The sequence below is a fragment of the Lamprobacter sp. genome, from assembly GCF_034860625.1.
In the GTDB taxonomy this organism is placed as follows: domain Bacteria; phylum Pseudomonadota; class Gammaproteobacteria; order Chromatiales; family Chromatiaceae; genus Lamprobacter.
In genome coordinates this window covers 1-23,480 of record NZ_JAYESN010000027.1, presented here as the reverse complement: position 1 = coordinate 23,480, position 23,480 = coordinate 1, and the positions used below count along the sequence as shown (strand labels likewise).

The window sequence follows — 23,480 nt, the reverse complement described above, 5'->3', positions numbered from 1 at the left end:
GCAATAGTGATGTAAAGCATCGTCTCGACCCTCTAGGCCAATTCATGGATGCTGGAGGATGCTGGATTATGGCGACAATGGCGACAATGGCGACAATGGCGACAATGGCGACAATGGCGACAATGGCGACAATGGCGACAATGGCGACAATGGCGACCAGGCTGGCTCCCTGACCTCACCAGACTCTTGCGATAGGCGTTGACCCGCGCCACCCGCGATGGGAGTGACTGACAACACGCCACGCTCATTGTTTTGGCTGGCGTAAATTACCATGCTGCCGTTGGGCGCGAAACTGGGTGACTCATCCAACGCGCCATTGCTCAAGAGGCGCCGCGAGCCGCCGTTGGCATCGGTGATCACGACACGGAATTGACCGCCGACTCGCGTCACCATCACCATCGAGCGGCCATCCGGTGAGTAGCTGGCGGCCGCATTGTAATCGCCCTCAAAGGTCACTCGCTGCGCTGGACCACCGCTGGCCCCCACCCGGTAGATCTGCGGGCGACCACCGCGATCCGAGGTAAAGATGATATGGCGCCCATCTGGCGACCAAGCGGGCTCGGTATCGATCGCGAAATGATCGGTCAAACGTGTCAACGCCTTCGTCGCGAGATCCATCACATAGATGTCTGGGCTGCCGTCCTTCGACAGCGTCATCGCTAGCTTGCTCCCATCCGGCGAAAAGGCCGGCGAGCCATTGATGCCATCGTAACTGACGACGCGCTCACGTCGCCCCGTGGTCAGCTCCTGGATAAAGATAGCCTGTTTGCGCTTCTCGAAAGAGACATAGGCCAAGCGCTGACCATCGGGCGACCAGGCCGGCGACATGATCGGCTCGGCGGAGTCGACGATGGTCTGCGGGTTGAAGCCATCGGCGTCTGCGACCCTCAGCGTGACACGCGCATCAGCACGGCGACTGCCGGAGGTGACATAGGCGATCCGGGTCGCGAACACGCCGCGCTCGCCGGTCAGCGCGAGATAGATCTGGTCGGCGATCCGATGCGCGGCATTGCGCAGCCCGCGCTCGGTCGAGCGCAAGGAATCGGCAGCCAACTGATTGCCGCTGAAGACATCGAACAGGCTCCAGCGCAGGCTGAAGCCGCCACCCTCGCCCGGGCTGACCTCGCCAATCACCAAAGTATTCATCCCCAGCAGCTGCCATTCGCGAAAGTCGACGTCGTCCTGACGATGCGGCAGGCTCAGCATCTCGCTACGCTGCATTGAGCGGAAACGACCGCTGCGGGCGAGGTCGTCGCTGATCACCTTGGCGAGATCGACGCTAGGTCGCGCGCCATCGATGTCGCCGAACGGCACCACTGCAATCGGCTGCGCGCCTTCGACACCGCCGGTGACCTCGATCGTGAGCTTGGCGTGCACCTGGGCGCTCAAGAGCACGAAAAGGCAAGCAAGTACAGGGGCCAGTGCGAGGCGTAAGCGTTGCATCATCTCATCTCCCTCGGGTCGCCGGCTCAAGGCCGGAAGACAAAGTTGAAATCGCGGAATAGCTCAAACTCGTCGCCAATGGGCACCGGCAGCGGCGAGGCCCGATAGATGGCGGCGACCACCGATTGATCGAAACCCGCCTGGCCGCTGCCCTCGACGATGCGGACACTGCCAGGGATCACCGCCCCACCAGGCTCGAGGCGCAGATTGACAACGGCTCGAAGGTCAGCACTGGCAGCCTGCGGCCGCACCCAATACTGGCGCACCTTATTCGTGATCATGGGCACCCAACGGCTGGCGATCTGGGCCTGCGTCGCCGCGCTCGGCTGGGCGCCAGACTGGCCACCTGTTTGACCGCCAGTCTGACCACTGGAGCCTGACTGGCGACGCTCCTCCGCCTGCAGTGCCTCCAACATCCGTCGCTCTCGCTCCGCGTTGGCCGCCGCCTCGCGCTCGGCCTGCGCAGCCTCCTCAGCCGCACGGCGGCGGGCCTCGGCCTGCTCGGCCTCGCGAATGCGGCGCAGCTCTTCACGCTCGCGCTCAAGCTCGGCCTGCCGTTCTGCTTGGCGCTCAGCCGCCAAGCGCGCCTCCTCCTCGGCACGGCGTTGTGCCGCTTCCCGCTCGGCCTGGCGCTGGCGTTCTTGCTCAGCCTGACGCTGGCGCTCTAGTTCAGCCTGACGCTGGCGCTCTTGCTCAACCCGACGCTCAGCCTCTCGACGGGCCTCCTCCTCAGCACGCCGCTGCGCATCTAGTTCGGCTTGGCGTTGCCGCTCAAGCTCGGCTTCGCGACGCGCGGCCTCTTCTACAAGGCGCTGGGCCTCTTGCTCGGCCTGGCGTTGCCGCTCAAGCTCGGCCTCGCGACGCGCGGCCTCTTCTGCTAGGCGCTGGGCTTCCAGTTCGGCTTGACGCTGGCGCTCCAACTCCGCCTGACGCTCGGCTTCTCGGCGCGCCGCTTCCTCCTCCCGCCGCTGCGCCTCTCGCCTGGCCTGACGTTCAGCTTCACGTCTCGCTTCCTCCGCAACCCGACGCTGAGCCTCTAATTCAGCCTGGCGTTGCTGCTCGAGCTGCGCTTGGCGCTCAGCCTCGCGGCGCTCTACTGCTTCAGCACGGCGCTGCGCCTCCTGTTCAGCCTGACGTTGGCGTTCTTGCTCGGCCTGACGCTCGGCCTGACGCTCGGCCTGACGCTCGGCCTGACGCTCGGCCTGACGTTCAGCCTCAAGACGCATCGCCTCTTCGGCGCGACGTTGATCCTCAAGCTCAGCTTGTCGCAGACGCTCGGCCTCTCTCTGCGCGGCTGCATCCACCTCAGACTGAGAGCGCTGCTCTGCCCTCTCAGGCTCAGGCTCGGATTCTGGTGGCACCCGCTCCGGGATGGGCAACGGATCAGGCTGCGGCAAAGGCGCTGGCTCGGCCTCGCGCTTGGCCTCCGGCTCCGGCAAAGACTCAGGCTCGGATTCCGGCAACGAATCAGGCTCTACTTGTTCAATCTCCGGCGCCTCATCGGCGCCAGCCTGCAGCGCGGCAACCTGCGCGGCGATCTCAGCCGACTGACCCATCTGCGCTTGGATCATCGTCTCGAAGGCACCGAGACGCCGATCTTGCACCCGCCAATCGATACCCACCACCAGCAGCACAACCACCACCAGGTGCAATAGGGTCGACCAGAGATAGGCCCTCGGAAAACGCTGCAGGATCTCCCACATGGCACGCCTGTCAGCGGCGCTCCTCGCCCAAGCCACCAACGGGAGGCTGGGTCACCAGGCCCACACTCGCAATACCAGCGGCTTGAGCGGCCACCATGGCCTCGATCACAACGCCATAATCAACGCTGGCATCAGCACGCACCACCACGGCCAGCGTCGCATCAGCCGCGCGCGCCGCGCGCAAGCGCTCGTAGAGCAGCTGTTGATCAACCGGTGCAAGGTCGGCATCGCCGAAATCGAGATAGGTATCCCCGAAGCGATCGATATGGATGATCACCGGCGGCGCACCCTCGCCGGCTTGCGGTTGGGCATTAGCCTCCGGCAGATCCACCTTGACGCCCTGGGTGATCAAAGGCGCGGTGACCAAAAAGATGACCAAGAGCACCAGCATCACGTCGATGTAAGGCACGACGTTGATCTCGGCCATCGGCCCGCGACGCTGGCGGCGCGCTTTCCTGGTCATGATGCTGGCTCGATCAGGCGTCGCGCTAGACGTGGAGCTGGATGGAACACTAGAGCTCAGCCTCGACCCTGACGCTGCAAGAGGATCGAAAACTCCTCCATGAACTCCTCGTAGCGATTGTGCAGGCGCTCGACCTGACTCGCATAGCGATTGTAGGCGACCACGGCCGGGATCGCTGCGAGCAGCCCGACAGCGGTGGTGATCAGCGCCTCGGACATGCCTGGTCCGACCAACGCCAAGGTCGTCTGCTGCATGTTGCCGAGCGCCTGAAAGGCGTGCATGGTGCCCCAAACCGTGCCAAACAGACCGATATAGGGGCTGGTAGAGCCAACCGTGGCGAGGAATGGCAGGTTGGTTTCAAGCCGATCGACCTCGCGGCTCAACGCGACCCGCATCGAGCGCTCAGCGCCCAGGATCAGCCCCTGAAGATCGTTCGGTGTCACCTTGCGCAGGCGCACATATTCCTTGAACCCATTGCGAAAGATCAGCGGCAGACCGGTCAACCGCCGCTCCTCCTGGCCCAGATCGCGATAGAGGGCACTCAGGTCGCCGCCGGACCAGAACTTCTGCTCAAAGGCATCGGCCGTCGAGCGCGCCTGACGCAGGACGCGCGCGCGATCGAAGATCGCCGCCCAGGAAAGGATCGAGGCCAGCAGGAGCAGCAGCAAGACGAGCTTGACGACAAGCCCGGACTGCGCGACGAGATCGATCAGTGACAGCTCAGACCCCATGGGCGATGTCTCCGTTGGCAAGGGCGTCTGTGTTGGTTGATGCGGTTGAAAAGGCGTCCAGCAAGGCCTCTGGAATCCGCATTGGGCGCATCCGCTCAGCGTTAATACAAGCGACATTCACCTGGGCACGGCAGCACAGATGTCCATCGGCGGCATCTAACACCTGCTGGTCGAAATCGAGGCAGGCGCCGCGCCGATCAGCAATCCTTACCGTGACCCGGAGCGCCTGATCCAAACAAGCCGGCCGCACGAAATCCAGAGACAGCTTGCGGACCGCAAACAGAATGCCTTGATCGCGTCGCAATCGCGTCTGCTCGACGCCAAGCGAGCGCAGCCATTCGGTCCGGGCGCGCTCGAGAAACTGAACATAGCGCGCATGATAGACGACGCCACCGGCATCGGTGTCTTCATAGTAGACACGCACCGGCCATTCGAATGCAGGGGCCTGCGGGGACATAGCAACGGATCAAGGTACAGCGGTTGAAGGGCGCACGCCGGTCGCCGCGCTCGGATACTGCTCGGAACAGCCGACGAGTGTACCTTGATTCGCTACAAAAGCCATGGCTTGCGTGATCGCAGTTTCGGACTCATCCCGCAGTGGCACCTTAATGCGAATCGACGCGCCTGTCGGGTTATGTTTGATTGTAGAAAAGCGCATCCTCGGCTAATCTGGATTAATACTCCTGATCAGTCGAACCGTTGATGCCCAAGCTACTCTCACGCACGCTCTCCAGCACGATCAGGCGGGTCACGCAGAGCTTCCCGGTTCTGCTACTCACTGGCCCGCGGCAAGTCGGCAAAACCACGCTGCTCGAACAATGCGCTGACCCAGAGCGCCGATGCGTCACGCTCGATGATCTCGACGCGCGCGATCTCGCTCAGCGCGATCCGGCGCTGTTCCTGCAGCGCTATCCGCCGCCGCTGCTGATCGACGAGGTCCAGTATGCGCCGCAGCTGTTTAGCGCGATCAAGCTTCAGGTGGATCGGAGCCAGATGCCAGGTCAGTTCTGGCTGACCGGCTCGCAGAAGTTTCATCTGATGCATGGCGTCAGCGAATCGCTCGCCGGACGGGTCGCGATTCTCGATCTGCTCGGTCTTTCGGCTGCGGAGTGCGCTGGGCATGCTAAGGAGGCCACGCCCTTCCTGCCTTCGCCAGACTGGATCGAGCGGATCGAGAGAAACGAGCGGATCGATCACAGGTCGGAGTCGGCGTCGACCGGGTTGCTCGACCTCTATCGCAGGATCTGGCGTGGCAGCTTTCCGCGGCTCGCTCTAGATGAGAACATCCCGCATAACCTGTTTTTCAGCTCCTATCTGCAGACCTATGTACAACGCGATGTCCAGGCGCTGGCGCGCGTTGGCGACACTGGTGCCTTTCTGCGCTTGGTGCGGGCCGCTGCCGTGCGCACCGGTCAGTTGCTCAACTATGCTGATCTAGCCCGCGATGTCGATATCGACCAGAAGACCGCCAAGGCCTGGCTTGGAATCTTAGAAGGCGCTGGCTTGGTCTATCTGCTTCCACCCTGGCATTCGAATCTGACCAAGCGGCTGGTGAAGACGCCGAAGCTCTATTTTCTCGACACCGGGCTCTGCGCCTATCTTGCGCAATGGACCACGCCGGAAGCCTTAGAGGCCGGCGCCATGTCAGGCGCGATCCTCGAGACCTATGCCGTCGCTGAAGTCTTGAAGAGCTATTGGCACAACGGCGAGGCGGTTCAACTCTTCTTCTACCGGGATCGTGATGGCCGCGAGATCGATCTGCTCATCGAGCGGGATCAAAAACTCTATCCCATTGAGATCAAGAAGACCGCGACACCGAGCCAGCATGCCAGCCGGAGCTTCAGCCTGGTTGAATCGCTGGGGCGCGAAAGCGGCCATGGTGCGGTCATCTGTCTAAAGCAGACGCCGGCACCGCTCTCGGCCAGCGTGACAGCGATTCCGATCGGCGCGCTTGGTGCGCCTGGTTCGCTTGGCTGTGGTCGTTAGGGGCGACCCCCTGCGAACCGAACAATCGGTCGCCCCTGTCGATTGTGGCTAACATAACCCGCCTCACTGTCTCGCCAATCGCCGGCAGGTATTAAAAACGAGAATCTCGTCAGTCAACACATAGCCAAAGCAACCAGCAACCAGTAGCCAGTAGCCAGTAGCCAACCTCATGTTTCCTAACCAACTCCGCCTGCGCTGCTACGCAGAACACCAAGGGCCAAGGCTTTGGGTTGCTGTTTGTATCGATCTCTGTCTTGCCGCTCAAGGCGAAACCTGCGAAGAGGCGCGCAATAAACTCGATGCCCAGATCGACCAGTATGTCGAAGAAGCCTTCACGGTCGACCGCGCCTACTTCGATCAGCTCATCCCGCGCAAGGCGCCCCTTCGACAGCCCGTTAAATATTATCTCGCCCATCTCCACATCGCGAGCGTCCTGCTGCACCGCTCGGTACACGACTTCATCCGTGACATGCCGCTCACGATCTCATCACAGCGTCCGTGAGCCGTTGGCCTCCGCTGACCTGCGCGGAGGTCAAGCGCGCACTCAAAACCCTGGGCTTTGCGCCAACACCAGGACGCGGAACATCGCATGAACAGTGGGAGCGCCGCGATCCGCAGCAACTCTACAAGGTGACGGTCGATTGCCCAAAGGCTCCCTTCAGCCTCGACTTGATCGACTCCATGGCGAAACAGGCCGGCACCACCCGCAAAGGCCTCTATCGTGCTGTCGATAAGCGTCGAAAATGGCACTGGCTCTGGTAGCGGCCCTGGTCGCTAGCAGTCCACCCCTTCGGCTCACGAAGATGCGGCAGCGCCTCGATTAGTAAAGCTGAGTGGCTTCCGCAAGCTGGCTGTAGATGCGCTTAAATGACGTCAGCGATGCCATCTTGTCGCCATTCCAAAATATATCCTCCACCTCTCGGAGATGGGCATCATGAATGAGTCGAAGAAAATACAGGCGAGCACGTGGGCTCTTGATCTTATTAACCTTTTCGACAATACCAGGCACGCCGGCTTGGAACTGATAGTCAGCCTTGGCCACATTCAAGAGTTCGCGGCACTGGCGCAGCAACTCCAGCCAGATCCTCGCCGGATTTTTGTTGTGATAGGCCACCGCATTGAGCGCCTGCATGAAGTACAAACGTTCTTGTTCAGTCAGAGTCAGGGCTTGCTGCATGGTCTCTCCAGAGGGTCAGGGCTGCCGTTTGACGCTCGCTGGCCCCGTTGCAGAGGGCTTTCAGGTTTGCCAACAGGTTCAGATAGGCCGGATCGCAAACGATACGCTCCACCTCAGCACGGAAATCCTGTTCCAAGGCCGCTCGAAGTTGGCGCTCGCGGTACTTCGTTAGGGTCATCACCGTTCCTGAGATCCCAACCGGCAGCACGTCATCCTCGTCGATGGTCAGACAAAACCGCCACTCTTGAATGGCCTCGAACTGAATACTGATGTGATCAAGCACTTCAACCGTCCGATCCAGCGCAGGAAGGCCATACCACCCGAGGCGTCGGTCGGATTCTGACAACCGCTGCCACAGCAGCCGATGATAATCCCGTAGCGTCAGCGCCTCCGCGCGCAAGTCTGCATGGGCTTGCGGTAAGGCGCCCTGAACCACCTCAAGCAACTGGATGGATTCGCTCAGCTGCTGGGCCTGCCACTCTCGAATGAACTGCTTATAAGCGCTTGCTAGCGCCTGGAATGCACGCACGACCGGTTCGCGCGTATAGTCCATGACAAAGGCGGTCATGGATGGCGTTCCTTGTTTAGCCGCCTCTCGCCCAGTTTGAGCATGCTTCCATAAAGCGCTGTGCAGATCCTCAAGGGGTTCGGCCAGTGCCGCATGCACATCCGCCAGGCTTTGATCCGCCCGAGCTTGCGCCTGGGTCAAAGCCTGCATTGCATCGCATCGCCGCTCGAGTTCCCGATAGCGTTCCGCCTCATCCTCCAAGGTCTGCCTGAGCCGCTCCCACTCATCGCTTACCAGCCGATGGGACCAGAGCAGGTCCAGATTGAAGATCTCGTTTCCCAAACGGGCCTTGGTCTGCGCGAACTTGTCATCCCAGAACGACCCCGTCTCGCGACAGGAGATCAGCTCAATGGTCTTGGCCTCGAAGAAGTCGAGGAAGCCGATGTCGTTGAAGTAGGTTTCCAGGCTGTGCCGAGACTCTTCCCAGGTCTCCGCATCCGTCACATTGATATCCGCCTTGTTGACGATCAGCCAGATACGCTTACCGCCTGCCTTCAACAAACGCAGTTTCTCGAACTCGGTTTGCTTGGCCGGCTGCACCGCGTCGGTGATCCAGAGCACGATATCCGCGCGATCCAGGATGCCGAGGGTGCGCTCATCCATGGCCTGATCATGATTGAAGCCAGGGGTATCGACCAGTTGTAGCTTGGTCAGCAATGGGTCATCGAGAAAGACCCGGACCTCAAGGATACGTCCGAGATCCTGCGCCACATGGATATCATGCACCTTCGCTGCGCGTTGTAGCTCGGCAAAGTCCTGATGACTGATGACCTCGGTCTCAATGCCCAGCGCACCCCGACGGTCGATCTCAACCCGGCCGATCTCGTCCTGGTTGGCATGGACGAGCCGGGTCAGGGTCGCGGTCTTGGGCAAGATGGCCATTGGCAAGGCATCGGTTGCCAGGATGCGGTTCAGAAAGCTCGACTTGCCGGCGCTAAACTCGCCCAGCACCACCACGCTGAGCGGGGCCTCAGCCAGATGCCGGATGCGTCTGGTGATCGCGGTCATCGATGCATGATGCCCTGCGAACACCTTCTCGATCTTCTTCGCCGCGACAACGCGCTGATCGCAGCGCAGCACCTCAACCTTATTGGACTGACTCATCCATTCACCCGCAATTCTAATCCAGCGATCTGGTCCCGCAGGGCCTTCAGTGCAGCCCCCTGATCCTCGATCTGCTGGATCGCTTCAAGCTCCGTGAGCCGCTCCTGCAACGCTCGCGCGATGTCATCGTCAACGTCAGCGCAGATTTGTGAGATGCGTTGAGACTGATTTGCCTTGAGTTGATCGAGCGTCTTCCATTGCTCATCATCGATCTTCTCGGTCAACTGGATGCAGGCGGCACGAACCTGTTTTCTGAGGTTGTCATTTCCTTTCGCTTTCATCAGGTAGGCACCCCCGAGCAGCAGAGCACCGATCGCAATCGCCGGCACGCCGAAGAGCATGAAGCTGGACGCCGCCGCAGCCGGAGCGCCGGTGAAAAAGGCGCCGATCGTTGCCAACGCACCCGGCGTCGCCGTGGCCACGGTTGCCGTCTGCCAGGCGGTGCCAGCTCCAACCAGCAGCCCCGCGAGCCCCATCCCCCCCATGGCGATCGGCGCGCTCTCAGCAAGAGGTGCGCCATCGAGTCCTTGCCAGCGCAGCACATACTCCTCCATGGTCAGGGCGGTGCTCGGCAAGATGCCAATGTTGGCCTTCTGGCCTTCAATGGTTGCCCGAAGACGCTCCAAGAAGGCGGCATCCATGGCCTCCAGCTTGCGAACGGTTTGCTTCTGGAGGTGGCTTAGCCGTTGTGACAAGAGGGCATTGATCTCCTCGGCGGAACACAAGGCCAGGGCGTCGTTCTCCAGATCCATGACAGCGTCTTTCATGCCTTCAAACAGACGCTGGAACTGCGCTTGATACTGCTGGAAGTCGGGCACGAGTAGACGCTGAAGGTTGCGCAAGAAGGCCTCGCGCTGCTGTTCATAGTCCTTGATCTCTTGTTGCAGTTGGGTCCGTCGCCGAGCCTGTCCCTGGGCATCCAACCCCAGCAGCATGAGGCGGTCATCCAGGATCTTCGCGTATTTTGTCAGTTCCTGGTTGAAGCGGCGAATCCGCAACGCCAGCACCTCTTGTGACTTGCGGGCGCTGAGGACGTCCCAGACCTGCTCTTGGATCAGCGCCGTATTCTCGCCAGTTTTAGCTGAGACGGGCAGGATCGGGATGGCTTGAGCAGCGCCTGTCGCCGCGGCTCGCTTGGCCAACGATGCCTGAACACGTTGATCGATATACGCCATCACCTCGTCGCGTTGCGAGGCCTCAATCTGATCCCAGTAATTGACCACGATAGAGAGCCGCCCGAACAGTTCACGGCTCAGGACTTCGCCCTCGAAGACCGTCTCCTCATAGCGCGTCCAAGGCCGCATCGCGTTGATGAAGAACAGGACGCCGTCGGCCTGATTGAGGTAGTCGAGCGTCAACTTCATGCGCTCGGGGTTGGGGTCATTGAGTCCGGGTGCGTCAACGATCTCGAGTCCGGCAGGCAGCGTCGGGGTCTCGACAAAGACGGGCGAACTCCCGTCGGCCACCAGATTCCCCGCAGTCGAGACCCAGGCCTTGAGGGTCTCGGCGATGTCGTCAGTGACAACCTCTTCCTCCAGGTCGACGCCCTCCCGTGCTGACGGCTGATAGCGGATGGCGCGCAGTTGCTGACCGTGGCGGATGCGGGTCGGGAAGGTGGTGGTCGGCGTGGACCAGGCCGGCAACAGATCCTGGTTGAGCAAGAAGCGATTGATGAAGCTGCTCTTGCCCGTGCTGGAGTCCCCGACCAGCAGCACACGGAGCCGCAAGTCGCCATCGAGCGCATCCCGTGCGGCGCGCAGCAAGGCCAGATCCGGTGCTGGGTCTGGCATCACATCGCCGGTTTCGAGCACCGCAAGCAGCCGATCATAGTGCGCCTGCAACTGCTGTTTGCGCGGCTCAAAGCTCACTCGCTCAGTCATGGGACGCCCTCACCGGCGGGATCGCCGCGATGAAACCGGCACGCAGGGCCTCGATGCGCTGCCGCGATTCGCGGAGCTGGTCGCGCTCTAGCCGCTTGGCGAGCAAGCGGCGCTCCTCCAATATCAAGGCTTCGGGGAAGCGGGCATTGAGCACACCGTCGGTGATCTGCTCTGGGTCGATGGCCTGATCGAGACGCGCCTTCACCTGTGGGCGCAAATCATCGATCAAGGTGGCGAGTTGTCGGGCGTAGGCAGCGCGACTCTGTTGCTCCTGCCAGTCGCGGATGAGATCGCGTATCCAGCCGTAGCCGCTCGCAACGCCTCCTGCGGCTCCGCGCAACAACTGCGGCGCGTTGCTGGCGGCTGCGCCTGCCCCTGCACCGAGCAGCGCGCCGATGGTGACACCAACGCCAGGGATGAGGCTGGCAAGACCCGCCGTCACAGCAAAGACACCGGTCGCTCCGAGCACCCAGGGTAACGCCGCGCTGACGACAAGATAGCCTGCCGTGGCGAGGCTGGTGGTTGCCAACAAGGGTCCGAGGTCAAAGTCTTGGCGAATGCCATCGATGCGGGCGCTCGCGCGCGCAACCATCGGCAGGATACGCTGATCCAGATCCTGGAAAGCGCCGCTTAGATCCTCGCGGAAGTCTTCCAATAAGCGCGTCAAGCGTTCTTCCACGGCCATCCGCAAGCGCTTGCCAGCACCATCGCCGGCAAGCATCTGAACGGGGGTGTTGGCGACCCAGTCTTGCAAGTCTCGTGCGATATCATCGAAGGCGCTATCGACATCACGCAGCAGGACTGCCTTGCGGTCACTGATGCGCACTCGAAGCGCCAGTTCTTCCTCGCGAATCGCCACCCGGAAGTCGGTGATGGCTTGGTTGATCTCTATCAGCGCCTGACCGTGACTCGCGTCCTCATCATCGACGATCTGTAACGCCGCGCTCAGTTTGTCTGCCGCTGACTCCGCAACGAAGCGCAGCAGGCTGTCAGTAGCCTCTCTCAGCAGCGCCTGTTTGCGTGCCGAGGCATAACCGTGGACGGCCGTGAGCAGGAGCCCATGCTCGTTCGGATGCTCGCTGGCCAGCGGATCAGCCGTACCGAGAGCGGCATCCAGGCTCTGACGCGCACTGCACAGAAAAAGGCGCTCACTCAACGCCTGCATCGGCCAATTGCGCAACTCGCCTAGCGTTTCAACCACATAGGCGCGCACGGAAGTGGCTTCGCTAACCGGAATGCCGTCACAGAAATTGATGTTGAAGAAGAACTTATCGAGATCCTTGTGGCGCACGAGGTGACTGAGGAAGTCGGACTCCGACGCCGTCAGGGGCTGTTGCGCACGCAACATCATGAGCACCACGTCCACCTGATCCATGAGGTCGAAGATCACCGACTCCGCCATGCTGGTCGCATCGTTCACGCCGGGTGTGTCGTAGATGTGAAAATCTGACCAAGGCGCCGGGATTGGCAGCTTGATCTCCAACGGCTGGCCAGTGTCCGCGAGATCGATGATCGCTTGCGCTGACAGGGGCCGAGCTAAATCAGCATTGGGCCGCAATGCTTCAGGTGGTTCGATCGAGGCCGCCGAAACCGGCAGGACATCCTCTCTGTTATCAGCGATGTGTTCCGCTGCGTGAGCCGTTGTCATCGCCAAGGAGACCTGACCCGGACTTGCGCCGTGACAGATGCACATTAGCTGACGGGTGGTGGGCACATAGCGAGCGGGCAGCAGTTCTTGACCGAGCACGGCGTTGATGAACGTCGATTTACCGGTGCTGAACTCGCCGATGATCGCAACACGTAGCGGGCGGTCCTGGTGTTCGCGCAACTGCTCTAGCAGTGCACGTTCAGCAGAGAGTTCTAGCGGGGTGAGTCCGTCGATGTTGGCGGCCTCATCGATCAGGCCGGTCAGTGTGTCTAGGTGGTTGTCGACGCGATGAGCAGGTTCCATGACGATAGGCATACCTTGCGAGTGAGATCCTGAATTGACGGGCCGCGCGCCAAAAACCGCCGCGACCACGACGCCATCCGCAATCTTAGCGCCATCAACCCGCTTAGGACACCGGCCTCCAGGCCCACCAACAGCTCGACAAGCAGAGAGGGCGGGCCAAGTTCTGTCACCACAACAGCTTAAGGAGGCATCGCGCTGCCCCGCCTGACGAGATGAAGCAAGACAAGACCGCCCACGCGCAGCATCTCAGCTTAGATGGGCAACCATCACCTGCATCAAGTAGCAGTTAAGAGCCAACCAAGCTCTTCAATCGAGCGGCGATTCGAACAGATCCGTCCCCCCCGTCAAGCCTGACGGCGCTGCTTGCCCCGCCTGGCTTGGCTCAACATCGAGCAAATCCGGCTGCGGCGGCATCAGGCCAAAGTGCTGATAGGCGGTCTTGGTGGCCATGCGCCCGCGCGGGGTGCGCATCAGATAGCCCTGCTGGATCAGGAACGGCTCGAGCACGTCCTCAATCGTCCCGCGCTCCTCGCCGATCGCGGCGGCGAGACTCTCGACCCCGACCGGCCCGCCGTCGAATTTCTCGATCACCGCGCTCAGCAGCCGCCGGTCCATGTGATCGAAGCCACGCGCGTCGACCTTGAGCATCGCCAGCGCTAGGTCGGCGACCTCGCGGCTGATCTCGCCGTCGGCACGCACCTGGGCGAAGTCGCGCACCCGGCGTAACAGCCGGTTGGCGATGCGCGGCGTGCCGCGCGAGCGGCGGGCGATCTCGGCGGCGCCATCGACATCGGTCTTGATCGCCAGGATCTCGGCTGAACGGCGGACGATCCGCGCCAGGTCTTCTGCCGAGTAGTATTCGAGCCGCTGCACGATGCCGAAGCGGTCGCGCAGCGGTGAGGTCAAAAGCCCCGCGCGGGTGGTGGCGCCGACCAGCGTGAACGGCGGCAGATCGAGCTTGATCGAGCGCGCCGCCGGCCCGTCGCCGATCATGATGTCGAGTTGGAAGTCCTCCATCGCCGGATAGAGCACCTCCTCGACCACCGGGCTCAGGCGATGAATCTCGTCGACGAAGAGCACATCGCCGGACTCGAGATTGGTCAGCAGGGCGGCAAGATCACCGGGCTTCTCCAGCACCGGGCCCGAGGTCTGGCGCAGGTTGACCTGCATCTCGTGGGCGATGATGTGCGACAGCGTGGTCTTGCCGAGCCCAGGGGGACCGAAGATCAGGGTATGGTCGAGCGCCTCACCACGACCGCGCGCGGCGCCGATGAAGATCTCCATCTGCTCGCAGACCGCCGGCTGACCGACATAATCGGCGAGACGACGCGGACGGATGGCGCGATCCAGGGCGCTATCATCGTCTGCGGCTGCGGGGCTAATCAGGCGCTCTGGCTCGGTCACTGTGGAATCCTAAAGCTTGAACCCTAAAGGGCTTTCGTTGATGAGGAATTCCGTTGGCACTGAGGACGCGCACCGATCGGGCAACCAACGCCTTGCTAGCTCGGCGTCACCGCCCGCAGCGCAGTGCGGATGATCTCCTCCGAGGTCTTCGCACCATCATCGGCGGCGCGCGCCATGCGGTTCGCGTCAGCCGGCTTGTAGCCGAGCGCGACCAGCGCGCTGACGGCGTCGGTTAACGGATCATCAGGCGCGGCCAGCGCCGTCGCCCGCTCTGCGCCTAAGGTCTGCCTCGCAGCCGGCACCTGACCCAGTTCCGCGATCCGATCCTTCATCTCCATCACCAGCCGCTGCGCGGTCTTCTTGCCGATGCCAGGCAGCCGGCTCAGCATCACGATGTCTTCTTGCTCGACGCATTGGGCGAAGCGCGCCGCATCCATGCCGGAGAGGATCGCCAACGCCATCTTGGCGCCGACACCGGTGACCCGCAGTAAGGCCCGGAACAGCGCCCGATCATGCTCGCTGCGAAAACCATAGAGCACATGCGCGTCATCGCGGATCAGCAGATGGGTGACCAGCGTCACCGTCTCGCCAACCGCGGGCAACTCGTAGAAGGTCGACATCGGCGCCTCGACCTCGTAGCCGACGCCGGCGCAGTCGATCAGCACCTGTGGCGGATGTTTGGCGATGATCTCGCCGCGCAGACGGCCAATCATAAGTGGTTGCTCATGGCCGGAAATCCCGCCAGCTCGCCGCCGCCCGCTTGCGCTGCGGGATGCCCATCGAATGCGCATGACAGAGGGCGATGGCGAGCGCATCGGCCTCGTCTTCGCCCGGCTGATCGCTCAGCGATAAGAGTATCCGCACCATGTGTTGAACCTGACGCTTCTCCGCATTGCCGGAGCCGACCACGGCGAGCTTGACCGACTTAGGGCTGTATTCGTGGACGACGACACCGCCTTTGAGCCCAGCACAAAGCACCGCGCCGCGCGCCTGACCGATCTTCAGCGCCGCGGTCGCATCGCGCGCAAAGATCAATTGCTCGACAGCCATCTCGTGCGGGCGATGCTCAGCGACGACCGCCGCGACCTGATCGAAGATCAGACCCAGCCGATCTGGCCAGGCATGCTGCCCGACCCGCACGCAGCCACTGGCGATGCAGACGCTGCGCTGCCCATCGGTATCGATCACGCCATAGCCAGTATTGCGTGAGCCAGGATCGATGCCAAGCACGCGATGCCTAAGCGGCGACTGTGCCATGGGCGAACTGACTGACTAAGGGCATAGGAGCTTGCAGGACGATCAGGGTGGTTGCCCAGTAGGCGTTCAGTAGGCTGTGCAGTTGACTGTGTCAGTGCTCTGCTCAGCTGTCTGCTTATTTATCTGCATCTGCATCCGCATCAACCGTCGAGCGCAGCCATGACCTCGTCGGGGATGTCGGCGTTGTTGTAGACCTCTTGCACGTCATCGAGGTCTTCAAGCGCATCGACCATCCTCAGCAGTTTCTCGGCGCCTTCGGCATCAAGCTCGATCTGGGTCGCCGCATTGAAGCTGACCTCGGAGACACTGGTATCGAAACCCGCCGCGCTCAGCGCATCACAGACGGCGCTGAACTCCTCGGGCGCGGTGATCACATCGAGTGAGCCGTCATCGTTCACCACCACGTCCTCGGCACCGGCCTCGAGCGCCGCCTCCATCACCGCATCTTCGTCGGTGCCAGGCTGAAAGCTGACCACACCCTGCTTCGAGAACAGGTAGGCCACCGAGCCGTCGGTGCCTAGGTTGCCACCGTACTTGCTGAACGCATGGCGCACCTCGGAGGCGGTTCGGTTACGATTGTCGGTCATGCAATCCACCATCACGGCCACGCCACCGGGGGCATAGCCTTCGTAGCGGATCTCCTCGTAATTGTCGGCATCATCGGCGCCCGCACCGCGCTTGATCGCACGGTCGACGGTATCACGTGGCATATTGGCGCCAAAGGCCTTATCCATTGCCAGGCGCAGCCGAGGATTCGAGTTTGGATCAGCGCCACCTTCACGCGCCGCAACGGTGACCTCTCGGATCAGCTTGGTCCAAACCTTGCCGCGCTTCTTGTCTTGCGCCGCTTTTCGATGCTTGATATTGGCCCATTTACTATGACCGGCCATGTGGCTCCCTCGATTCGGGCCCCCAGTGATCCGGAGGCCTCAGCAAATATGGAATACGGAAATCGGCGCCAGTCTATCACTGGCCCCAGTGCGACGGCAGCGCAGCGGTCAGATTGGTGCCTTTACCCTGAACCCTGGATGCCGCAGAATCTATCGCCATCACCGCTACCGGAAGCGACTAACGGAAGCCGCATCGTGTCGCAAGAAATGATCTTCGAGCATCCCCTGAACGAGCGTATTCGCACCTTTCTGAGGCTCGAGCACCTGTTCGAGAAGCTCGACTACTTCGTCGCGCAGCCGGCGCAATGGAGCACGCGCGCGGCGATTGAGTGCTTGCTCGATATCGTCGCCATCACCGCCCGCGCCGATATCAAGACCGAGCTGCTCAAGGAGATCGACCGCAACCTCTCGACCCTCGCCCGCGTGCGCAATCAGCCCGGCGTCGACCCGACCGCCCTCAAGGAGGTCTTCGGAGAGCTGGAGCGTGCCGCATCGGATATTCATGAGATCAACGGCCAGATCTGCAGCCGAGCGCGTGATGACAGCTTTCTCAAGGCAGTTGCCCAACGCAGTAGCATCCCCGGTGGCGCCTGTAGCTTCGACGTTCCACTCTATCACCATTTTCTCACTCAGCCGGTCGAGCAGCGGCGCGCCCGAATCGACGGCTGGACCGATGAGATGCATTCCGTGAGCCAAGCCATTCGGCTGGTGCTCTCGCTGGCCCGCACCAGCGCCAGACCACGCAAGCTGGTCGCGCCGGAAGCCTTCTTCCAGGAGGCGCTAGACACTCAGGCACCCGCTCAGCTACTGCGGGTCGCCATCACGCCAGACTGGCCAGTGTATCCGGAGATCAGCGGCCATAAGAACCGCTTCAGCATCCGGTTCATGCAGGCCAATCAGGCCGGCCGACCACTGCAAGCGCAGGAAGATGTGCCCTTCATGCTCACCTGTTGCGTATTCTGATCGAACCATGCCCATGGCCGTTGCCTGTCCAACCTGCGGCAAGCAGGTGATCTGGGAGCCAGACTCACGCTGGCGCCCCTTCTGCAGCAAGCGCTGCAAGCTCATCGACCTCGGCGATTGGCTCGATGAGACGCACCGTATCAGCGAAAGCCTCGACAGCGCAGATGGCGGGGCGGATGCAGAGCACTGGCCAAGCCTCGATGAGGGGGATGTCGAGCCGCGTCATTGAGTGACCTCTTCCGAGTGGTCTCTTCCGGGCCGGCGCCACACCCTCCGCAGTAGGCGGGTTGATCAGGTGACGAGGCGGTCGATGATCCGAAAGCCGGCGAGATAGGTCCCCAGTGCTGAGCCAATGGTGCTAAAGATGAACACCAACAGCACCCGCGAGACGCGGTTCCGCCACCAGCCGCGCAGACTGGTGGCATCATCACGCAAGCTGCCGAAGTCACCCACGCTTGGTCGCCGCAGCGAAAGCTCCAAGGCTCCAGCGACCATCCCTGCTCCGATGGTCGGATTCAGTGAGGTCAGCGGCGCGGCAAAAAAGGCGCCGAGCACGGTCAGCGGATGCGCAGCGGCCAACGCCGCCCCCAAGGCCGACAGACCGCCATTGATCAACACCCAGTCGGCAACCATGTGCCAGCCCAGCTCGGTATTTCGTGTGAACCCATAGACGAAGACACCGAGAATCACCACCACCACCACCCAAGGAAAGACGCGCCAGAAGCGCGACGGGGGTGGAACCTGGTCCAGCGTGGCGATGATCATCTCAGGTGGCTCAGCATCCCGCTCGAGCTGTTCTGACAGGCCCTTCAGGTGCCCGGCACCGACCACCGCTAGGATCTTCCGGTAGCCCTGCTGCTCGGCCTCTTGCCGCAAGCGTGCTGCCATGTACCGGTCGCGCTCGGTGATCAGCGGCGCATACAGACTGGTGCGATCCTGGGCAAATTCGGCAAAGGCGGTCTCGAGGATGTCTCCCTGCTTGAGAGACTCGACCTCCTCCTCGGTCACCTTATCGCGCGTCAGCAAGCCAGCCAGCAGGCCGCTAAACAGGCTGAATCGCTGGAAGAAGCCAAGGTTGTGCGCGGCGCGGCGCAGCGTGGTGCCGACCTCACGATCGATCAACAGCAAGGGCAAGCGGCGCGCCTCCGCCAACCGCATCGCCATGCGCTGCTCGGCCCCCGGCTCGATACCGAACTGGTCAGCAATGCGCTGTTGATAGGCGCCCAAGGCCAGACTGGCGGCAACCATGTAGACTCGCCGCTGACGAATCACGGCGAACAGGTCTAGGCGCGCCAGCGCATCGGGATCGGTCATCGACTGCGCCCGGCTGCGGCAGAGTTCCACGGCCACCGCATCGACCTCAAGACCCTCTGGGCCTAGCAGCTCGGCTACCTTATCAGCGCTCGCCTTGGAGACATGCGCGGTCCCAAGCAGTGTGATCTGCGTCGGACCGACCTGGGCCTCGCGAATGGGTTCTTCTGGCTGTTGAGTACTCACGAATACAGCGGCGGGTGCAAATCGAACACGCATGATATACCCAGCGTGCGCGTCTGTCGCTGCCGGACAGCTAACGAATCCCGCGCTTCGTGTTCAGACAAGCCCCCCGCCTGCAGGCAGAGGGGCGTTGACCGATTACCTCAAAAGTTCTGCCTTTGCCCGTTCCTTAGCTTCTGCAATTCGAATTCCATAACCGAAAGGAGAGCTGGGGCGATCAATCAGGCTCGTAGTCGCGACAAAGGTGAAAACGGATAGCAGATTGTCAAAAGCAGCACCGTATTCAATCGTTCCACTCTCTGTATCAAAGGTCACCTGGCGACTCAATATACGGGCAAAAACAGCCAGCAGATTTTCGGAAAGAACTGCATCACCAGCCAAATACCGAATCACTGCATCTGCAAACACCAACATATCAATATCTTCAAGCGGCTCGAAACTAGCGTGCACCTTCTGATTCTCGCTCATGTTCAGTGTGCAATCACCGTCGCCACTACAAGCACCATCCCAACCGACAAAACGTGCGCCACTGACCGGTGTCGCCTTTAGCACAACACTTGTTCCTTCAGTGAATGGGCTAGTGCAGACTCGCCCACATAAAATACCTGCCGGTATGCTTCGTATGGTGCCATCGCCTGAACTCGAGACTTCGACTCGATGCCGTGTATTTTTGTTGAACCGGGCCGAGACCGCCTGCGAACGAGACATAGATAGGGAGCATTGAGCGGTGCCGCTGCAAGCGCCGTTCCATCCACCAAAGCTAGAGCCAGTTTCAGGGATTGCGTTCAGTTTGATCTGCTGTCCGCTGAGGAAGCTGTTACGGCAATCAGCGCTGCAATCAAGACCGGCTGGATCGCTGACAACCCTGCCACTGCCACCGCCGACGAATGCCAAACTGAGTTCTTGGTAGTCGGCCTCGCGATAGGGCAATCCGCGGTCGGCATCTGCTAGCCACAAACGGGACTGGCCGACCCCAACGAGGCCAGTGCTATCGAGGTCAAGCCGGTAAAGATCGACTCCACTCCATGTATTAGGATTGTGCGCCGAGAACAGCAGCCCCCGGTCGTCCCGAGCAAAAACTGGTCGGCCGAATATCCCCCCACCGAGTTGCACGAGCCAGTCGGTCTCACCGCTTTGCAGATCAGCCGTATAGACCTTGGTAGTGTTGGTCGCCTCTTCGTAGACTTCGAAGGTCAACAGTCTGTCACTGTTAGCGGACATGAACGGGTTACCGATTTGCAGGCCAGATGCCGCTGGCACAATATGGAGAATTGAGCCGCTGAGAAGATCGACGGCGTACAGGCTCCAAGCGTATAGATAACCACCAGTCTCAATCTCCAGCCGGTTGAGAGCGTCGTAGATTAGGTAGCGGTTGTTGGGCTCAAACGTCATTTCATCGGCGTGTAGAACCGTGGCGAGATTAGAGCCACCGATCGTTGGAGACGTCAATTCAATGCTGAGTTCGCTTTCACCATCAAGGCTAAAGTAATGGATCACCGCTTCTGGATCGGACTCCGGATTGCCGAAGACACTTGGGAAAATAACCGCGAAATGCTGAGCATCAGGCGACATTGCCGCAGCACTTACGACGAGTTCGCCAAGGCATTCTGGCTCACCCAACGCTGGCGTGATCAGACAGATGTGATTGCCGGCGTCTAGGTAGAGTGCGGTCTGGCCGTCGCGACTCACCGAAATTTTTTGGTAGGCGATGCCGGAAGTCGTTATCTGGATGCCGGATTGTGGATCGCCAAGGGTTGGATTGCGGCGCCAGAGCTGCCAGTTCCAGCCGTCCCATCGGGTGAATAAAGTGCTGTCCTCCCCGGCCGGAGCTGGTGTCGGGGCTGGTGGTGGAGTCGGCGCGGCACCATAGATCTCGACGGCATCAAATGCTTCTGCCACCCTAGCCGCCTCGCGTGAGCTAGCACCGAAAAGTTCCTCGGCCGCGCGCAGGGTTGCTAAGCGTAAATCGACGAATCTGGCTCGTGGACTTAAGTGGACCCTGAGGGCACGGAAGAAGATGCGTTCGGCCTGATCAATGCCGATAGCATCGGGCAAACCTGCAGCGAGAAGATAATAGGCATGGCTAGCGATGGTAGAATTATAATGCACGCCTGCCCCGTAGTCGATATACAAATCACTGCGCTCCTCGCTGGCCTTGGCTGGATAAGGAAGCATCGTTTGCCGATCTTCAATTAATGATCCAGGATCGCGTAGAGAACGCACCGGGCTTCCAAGGTCACCACCTTGGACCCAGTCGGCATCGCCTCTTACGTAGGCCTCGACATTTTCGCCGAAGATGTCAGAAAATGCTTCGTTGAGGGCTCCAGATTGATTACGGTATTCTAGATTAGCAGTGGACTGAGTTACCCCGTGATGGAATTCGTGGGCAACGGTATCCAACAAAGTCATGCCATCCCCATAGCCCATTATTTTAAAGTTAGGATTCCAATAGGCGTTAGCAAAATCTTCACCGATTCGAACAAAGGTTGCTACCTTAGTGCCCGCATCATCAAAGGAACTGTAGCCATGACGTTCCAGATAATAATCATAGATCAACGATAGGTTAGCAGCAGCACTCACTGCATCGCCCAACCAACCCGAATTCAGGCTAGTCGAAAATGCCAACGACAAAGGCACTACAGGAATCAACTCATCAGGCTGATTCCTGTGGTCGTAAATCTCGATAGTGCCCTGAGTCATTCTGATATCAGGTGGTCTTGAGGCTGGATCGTACATCGCTTTCGATGTATCAATCATATAATAGCGCCCATCACTGTGGAGCCAGACGTCCAATGGCCGAGTGGCACCTTGGTGATCGACCCCCGAGCCGCTGACCGGGCTGAAGCGCACCTCGTTGCCAGCCTGTAAAACCGCGCCAGTGTGGGCGTCTACCAGCACTAGCCAGTCGGCGTCTAATCGCGCTGCAAGGCGCAAACGCCAAGCTAAACGGGGTGGGGCATCTTCTTCGGCGTAGATGATCAGGTCGTCTTGGTACAGGTTGGCTTGTTCGCCCTCCGGAACCGTTGCGCGTGCCGTGGCCTCGGCTGTTGCCACGTCGATACGAGGTTCGATATCGACCTGGTACGGCGTCGGAATATAGGTGCCGTTGAATAGATCGACATTTCCAGCTGGATCAAGATGTACGGTTAAACCGGCGGGCCAGACCGGGATGCCTTGATATTGTTGGCTGTAGCCTATATGAGTACGCTCCAGTTCGTCGGTGATGACGCGTTCCACCACCAGCTCTGCATCGGGGGCGTCTAGGCGTAGATAAGCCTGATAGGCGAGGAGAAAGGCGCGCGCGGTCGCTAGGTGTTCCGACTCGGTGATACGCGCGGCGCGGGTGGTGCTCACCGATGGTTGCAAAATGCCGCGACCAGTCACCTGTCTAGCGTTGTTGAGCACTGTCTTGCCCGGTATTCGAGACAGTTCTCGTGGTGTCCCCGCAGGCCCCGGAGTCACATGTAGTTCCCGCGCCGGAGTCAGTGGCCTAATAGCCTTCCAATCATCGCCATTGGCTTGTGTGGCTGCGTGGGAAACCAATTGACCGCTGGCCAGTCCGTGGGGCACTGGTTTTCCGGGCGGCAGCCCAGTTGGCCCGGAGGATGCCGGTTGCTGCTGCGCATGGTGTGGGGTCGATAGGCTGGCCGGAGGATCACCAACGGCTTCGCCGGCCAGCAATGACTTGAGTTGATCGCGTAAGGCCTGTGCTTGCGGGTGGAGCGAGGCAGTCTGATCGTTGTCATCGACTTTGTTCTGAGGTGGGGCCAATGACTGTGGCCACACCGCAATCGGTAGCAACCGAAGCCGCTCGGTCACATTGTCGGCTAGAGGTAACGCCGCTCGGGGCTTGATCGATGGTGCTGTAGTAGACGGAAGAGTGCTTCCCGTTACACCCTGGGTGCTGGCTAAACCGATTTGAGTGGTTAGACCCAGAGCAAGAAGAAAGTAACTGAACGCTCGCAAATGGGACATTAGTTTGTGCCTTCGGTTAACGCGCGATAACCGACGCGGCGGCAACGATATTCGATGCCGCATGGTGGCTGCATGGGTATCGCTGACGCTTAGTGTTTGTTGACCATGTGCAACTGCTACGGCCAACGAGGTACGAGGCGTACAAGGCATTCCACCGAATGCTCAGTATAGTTCAAAGCGGGTTTCTCCCTATATTTATTATGGTTTATTTTTGATATCGATCAAAAGTAACTTAACGAAGCAATTGCTTTACTCTGTAAGCTATTGAATTTATGTTCTTTTCCTGGATAGATTTAGGTTTGCATGCAAGAAGGCGCTCTGATAAAAATAGGAGGCTATCGCGGAGTAACTCATGATCGCCATGAAAGAGATCGCTATGGCATACGGCGAAACGTACAATTCGATCCTGAATTTGCCACCCGACGGTTCGTTGCTCGAGGAAGCCCGGCGTGATCGATCAGCTAGCCGTACTGCTGTTGCTGCTCCTGATT

The 23,480-nt window shown here is 60.6% G+C and carries 20 protein-coding genes; 5 read left to right on the top strand and 15 right to left on the bottom strand.

Translation table 11 applies throughout. The features are described 5' to 3' along the window. Positions 1-66: 66 nt before the first annotated feature. Genes tolB through ybgC form a run of 5 tightly spaced genes read right to left on the bottom strand, consistent with a single transcriptional unit; the run spans position 67 to position 4,797 of the window. Positions 67-1,446, bottom strand: a complete 1,380-nt coding sequence (gene tolB, locus VBE63_RS09400; protein ID WP_323682759.1) for a Tol-Pal system beta propeller repeat protein TolB — start codon at positions 1,444-1,446, stop codon at positions 67-69. A gap of 23 nt (positions 1,447-1,469) precedes the next feature. Continuing rightward, positions 1,470-3,146, bottom strand: coding sequence for a cell envelope integrity protein TolA (tolA, locus tag VBE63_RS09395; protein WP_323682758.1), 1,677 nt, complete (start codon positions 3,144-3,146; stop codon positions 1,470-1,472). A gap of 10 nt (positions 3,147-3,156) precedes the next feature. Then, a complete protein-coding gene (gene tolR, locus VBE63_RS09390) occupies positions 3,157-3,609 on the bottom strand; it encodes a protein TolR (protein ID WP_323682757.1) in 453 nt (150 codons plus the stop codon). A 56-nt stretch (positions 3,610-3,665) separates the two neighbouring features. After that, complete coding sequence (tolQ, locus tag VBE63_RS09385) at positions 3,666-4,340, bottom strand: protein TolQ (protein ID WP_200240277.1); 675 nt, start codon at positions 4,338-4,340, stop codon at positions 3,666-3,668. Beyond that, complete coding sequence (ybgC, locus tag VBE63_RS09380; protein ID WP_323682756.1) at positions 4,330-4,797, bottom strand: tol-pal system-associated acyl-CoA thioesterase; 468 nt, start codon at positions 4,795-4,797, stop codon at positions 4,330-4,332. Before ybgC ends, tolQ begins: the two co-directional genes overlap by 11 nt. A gap of 245 nt (positions 4,798-5,042) precedes the next feature. Between ybgC and VBE63_RS09375 the strand changes: the two genes are divergently transcribed. The 3 genes from VBE63_RS09375 to VBE63_RS09365 all read left to right on the top strand — a co-directional run bounded on the left by VBE63_RS09375 (position 5,043) and on the right by VBE63_RS09365 (position 7,088). Then, on the top strand, positions 5,043-6,326 hold the full coding sequence (locus VBE63_RS09375; protein ID WP_323682755.1) for an ATP-binding protein: 1,284 nt from the start codon (positions 5,043-5,045) through the stop codon (positions 6,324-6,326). 169 nt (positions 6,327-6,495) lie between these two features. Further along, positions 6,496-6,828: a hypothetical protein gene (locus VBE63_RS09370; protein ID WP_323682754.1), complete on the top strand. Its 333-nt coding sequence runs from the start codon at positions 6,496-6,498 to the stop codon at positions 6,826-6,828. Further along, complete coding sequence (locus VBE63_RS09365) at positions 6,825-7,088, top strand: type II toxin-antitoxin system HicA family toxin (protein ID WP_323682753.1); 264 nt, start codon at positions 6,825-6,827, stop codon at positions 7,086-7,088. Before VBE63_RS09370 ends, VBE63_RS09365 begins: the two co-directional genes overlap by 4 nt. Positions 7,089-7,146: 58 nt before the next feature. Here VBE63_RS09365 and VBE63_RS09360 read toward each other — a convergent pair whose 3' ends face one another. The 8 genes from VBE63_RS09360 to VBE63_RS09325 form a co-directional block, all read right to left on the bottom strand. Further along, positions 7,147-7,503: a hypothetical protein gene (locus VBE63_RS09360; protein ID WP_323682752.1), complete on the bottom strand. Its 357-nt coding sequence runs from the start codon at positions 7,501-7,503 to the stop codon at positions 7,147-7,149. Beyond that, positions 7,478-9,175 (bottom strand): dynamin family protein, encoded by a 1,698-nt coding sequence (locus tag VBE63_RS09355; protein WP_323682751.1) that lies wholly within the window; start codon positions 9,173-9,175, stop codon positions 7,478-7,480. The genes VBE63_RS09360 and VBE63_RS09355 overlap by 26 nt, the downstream gene beginning before the upstream one ends. Next, entirely contained in the window at positions 9,172-11,055 is a 1,884-nt protein-coding gene (locus tag VBE63_RS09350) for a dynamin family protein (RefSeq protein WP_323682750.1), read from the bottom strand. The genes VBE63_RS09355 and VBE63_RS09350 overlap by 4 nt, the downstream gene beginning before the upstream one ends. Beyond that, positions 11,048-13,006, bottom strand: a complete 1,959-nt coding sequence (locus VBE63_RS09345; RefSeq protein ID WP_323682749.1) for a dynamin family protein — start codon at positions 13,004-13,006, stop codon at positions 11,048-11,050. The genes VBE63_RS09350 and VBE63_RS09345 overlap by 8 nt, the downstream gene beginning before the upstream one ends. A 306-nt stretch (positions 13,007-13,312) precedes the next feature. Continuing rightward, the gene (ruvB, locus tag VBE63_RS09340; protein WP_323682748.1) at positions 13,313-14,410 is read right to left on the bottom strand and encodes a Holliday junction branch migration DNA helicase RuvB; all 1,098 of its coding nucleotides are present in this window, start codon (positions 14,408-14,410) and stop codon (positions 13,313-13,315) included. A gap of 95 nt (positions 14,411-14,505) precedes the next feature. Further along, positions 14,506-15,123: a Holliday junction branch migration protein RuvA gene (gene ruvA / locus VBE63_RS09335; RefSeq protein WP_323682747.1), complete on the bottom strand. Its 618-nt coding sequence runs from the start codon at positions 15,121-15,123 to the stop codon at positions 14,506-14,508. 10 nt (positions 15,124-15,133) lie between these two features. Further along, positions 15,134-15,667 (bottom strand): crossover junction endodeoxyribonuclease RuvC, encoded by a 534-nt coding sequence (ruvC, locus tag VBE63_RS09330; RefSeq protein ID WP_323682746.1) that lies wholly within the window; start codon positions 15,665-15,667, stop codon positions 15,134-15,136. A 140-nt stretch (positions 15,668-15,807) separates the two neighbouring features. Next, positions 15,808-16,557: a YebC/PmpR family DNA-binding transcriptional regulator gene (locus tag VBE63_RS09325; RefSeq protein ID WP_323682745.1), complete on the bottom strand. Its 750-nt coding sequence runs from the start codon at positions 16,555-16,557 to the stop codon at positions 15,808-15,810. Positions 16,558-16,752: 195 nt separating this feature from the next. On the opposite strand from VBE63_RS09325, the gene zapD reads away from it, so the two are divergent. Then, positions 16,753-17,520 (top strand): cell division protein ZapD, encoded by a 768-nt coding sequence (gene zapD, locus VBE63_RS09320; RefSeq protein ID WP_323682744.1) that lies wholly within the window; start codon positions 16,753-16,755, stop codon positions 17,518-17,520. A gap of 7 nt (positions 17,521-17,527) precedes the next feature. Continuing rightward, positions 17,528-17,749 (top strand): DNA gyrase inhibitor YacG, encoded by a 222-nt coding sequence (yacG, locus tag VBE63_RS09315; protein WP_323682743.1) that lies wholly within the window; start codon positions 17,528-17,530, stop codon positions 17,747-17,749. Between the two features lie 62 nt (positions 17,750-17,811). Here yacG and VBE63_RS09310 read toward each other — a convergent pair whose 3' ends face one another. Both VBE63_RS09310 and VBE63_RS09305 read right to left on the bottom strand, forming a co-directional pair. Further along, positions 17,812-19,017 carry a TraB/GumN family protein gene (locus tag VBE63_RS09310; RefSeq protein ID WP_323682742.1) on the bottom strand — a complete coding sequence of 402 codons (1,206 nt, stop codon included), beginning with the start codon at positions 19,015-19,017 and terminating at the stop codon, positions 17,812-17,814. A gap of 135 nt (positions 19,018-19,152) precedes the next feature. Continuing rightward, entirely contained in the window at positions 19,153-22,368 is a 3,216-nt protein-coding gene (locus VBE63_RS09305; RefSeq protein WP_323682741.1) for a M4 family metallopeptidase, read from the bottom strand. Positions 22,369-23,480: the final 1,112 nt, after the last annotated feature.

What these genes read in the sequence shown, in the direction of transcription:
- tolB (WP_323682759.1), bottom strand. Translation starts at nt 1,446, where the DNA reads ATGATGCAACGCTTACGCCTCGCACTGGCCCCTGTACTTGCTTGCCTT.
- tolA (WP_323682758.1), bottom strand. Translation starts at nt 3,146, where the DNA reads ATGTGGGAGATCCTGCAGCGTTTTCCGAGGGCCTATCTCTGGTCGACC.
- tolR (WP_323682757.1), bottom strand. Translation starts at nt 3,609, where the DNA reads ATGACCAGGAAAGCGCGCCGCCAGCGTCGCGGGCCGATGGCCGAGATC.
- tolQ (WP_200240277.1), bottom strand. Translation starts at nt 4,340, where the DNA reads ATGGGGTCTGAGCTGTCACTGATCGATCTCGTCGCGCAGTCCGGGCTT.
- ybgC (WP_323682756.1), bottom strand. Translation starts at nt 4,797, where the DNA reads ATGTCCCCGCAGGCCCCTGCATTCGAATGGCCGGTGCGTGTCTACTAT.
- VBE63_RS09375 (WP_323682755.1), top strand. Translation starts at nt 5,043, where the DNA reads ATGCCCAAGCTACTCTCACGCACGCTCTCCAGCACGATCAGGCGGGTC.
- VBE63_RS09370 (WP_323682754.1), top strand. Translation starts at nt 6,496, where the DNA reads ATGTTTCCTAACCAACTCCGCCTGCGCTGCTACGCAGAACACCAAGGG.
- VBE63_RS09360 (WP_323682752.1), bottom strand. Translation starts at nt 7,503, where the DNA reads ATGCAGCAAGCCCTGACTCTGACTGAACAAGAACGTTTGTACTTCATG.
- VBE63_RS09355 (WP_323682751.1), bottom strand. Translation starts at nt 9,175, where the DNA reads ATGAGTCAGTCCAATAAGGTTGAGGTGCTGCGCTGCGATCAGCGCGTT.
- VBE63_RS09350 (WP_323682750.1), bottom strand. Translation starts at nt 11,055, where the DNA reads ATGACTGAGCGAGTGAGCTTTGAGCCGCGCAAACAGCAGTTGCAGGCG.
- VBE63_RS09345 (WP_323682749.1), bottom strand. Translation starts at nt 13,006, where the DNA reads ATGGAACCTGCTCATCGCGTCGACAACCACCTAGACACACTGACCGGC.
- ruvA (WP_323682747.1), bottom strand. Translation starts at nt 15,123, where the DNA reads ATGATTGGCCGTCTGCGCGGCGAGATCATCGCCAAACATCCGCCACAG.
- ruvC (WP_323682746.1), bottom strand. Translation starts at nt 15,667, where the DNA reads ATGGCACAGTCGCCGCTTAGGCATCGCGTGCTTGGCATCGATCCTGGC.
- VBE63_RS09325 (WP_323682745.1), bottom strand. Translation starts at nt 16,557, where the DNA reads ATGGCCGGTCATAGTAAATGGGCCAATATCAAGCATCGAAAAGCGGCG.
- yacG (WP_323682743.1), top strand. Translation starts at nt 17,528, where the DNA reads ATGCCCATGGCCGTTGCCTGTCCAACCTGCGGCAAGCAGGTGATCTGG.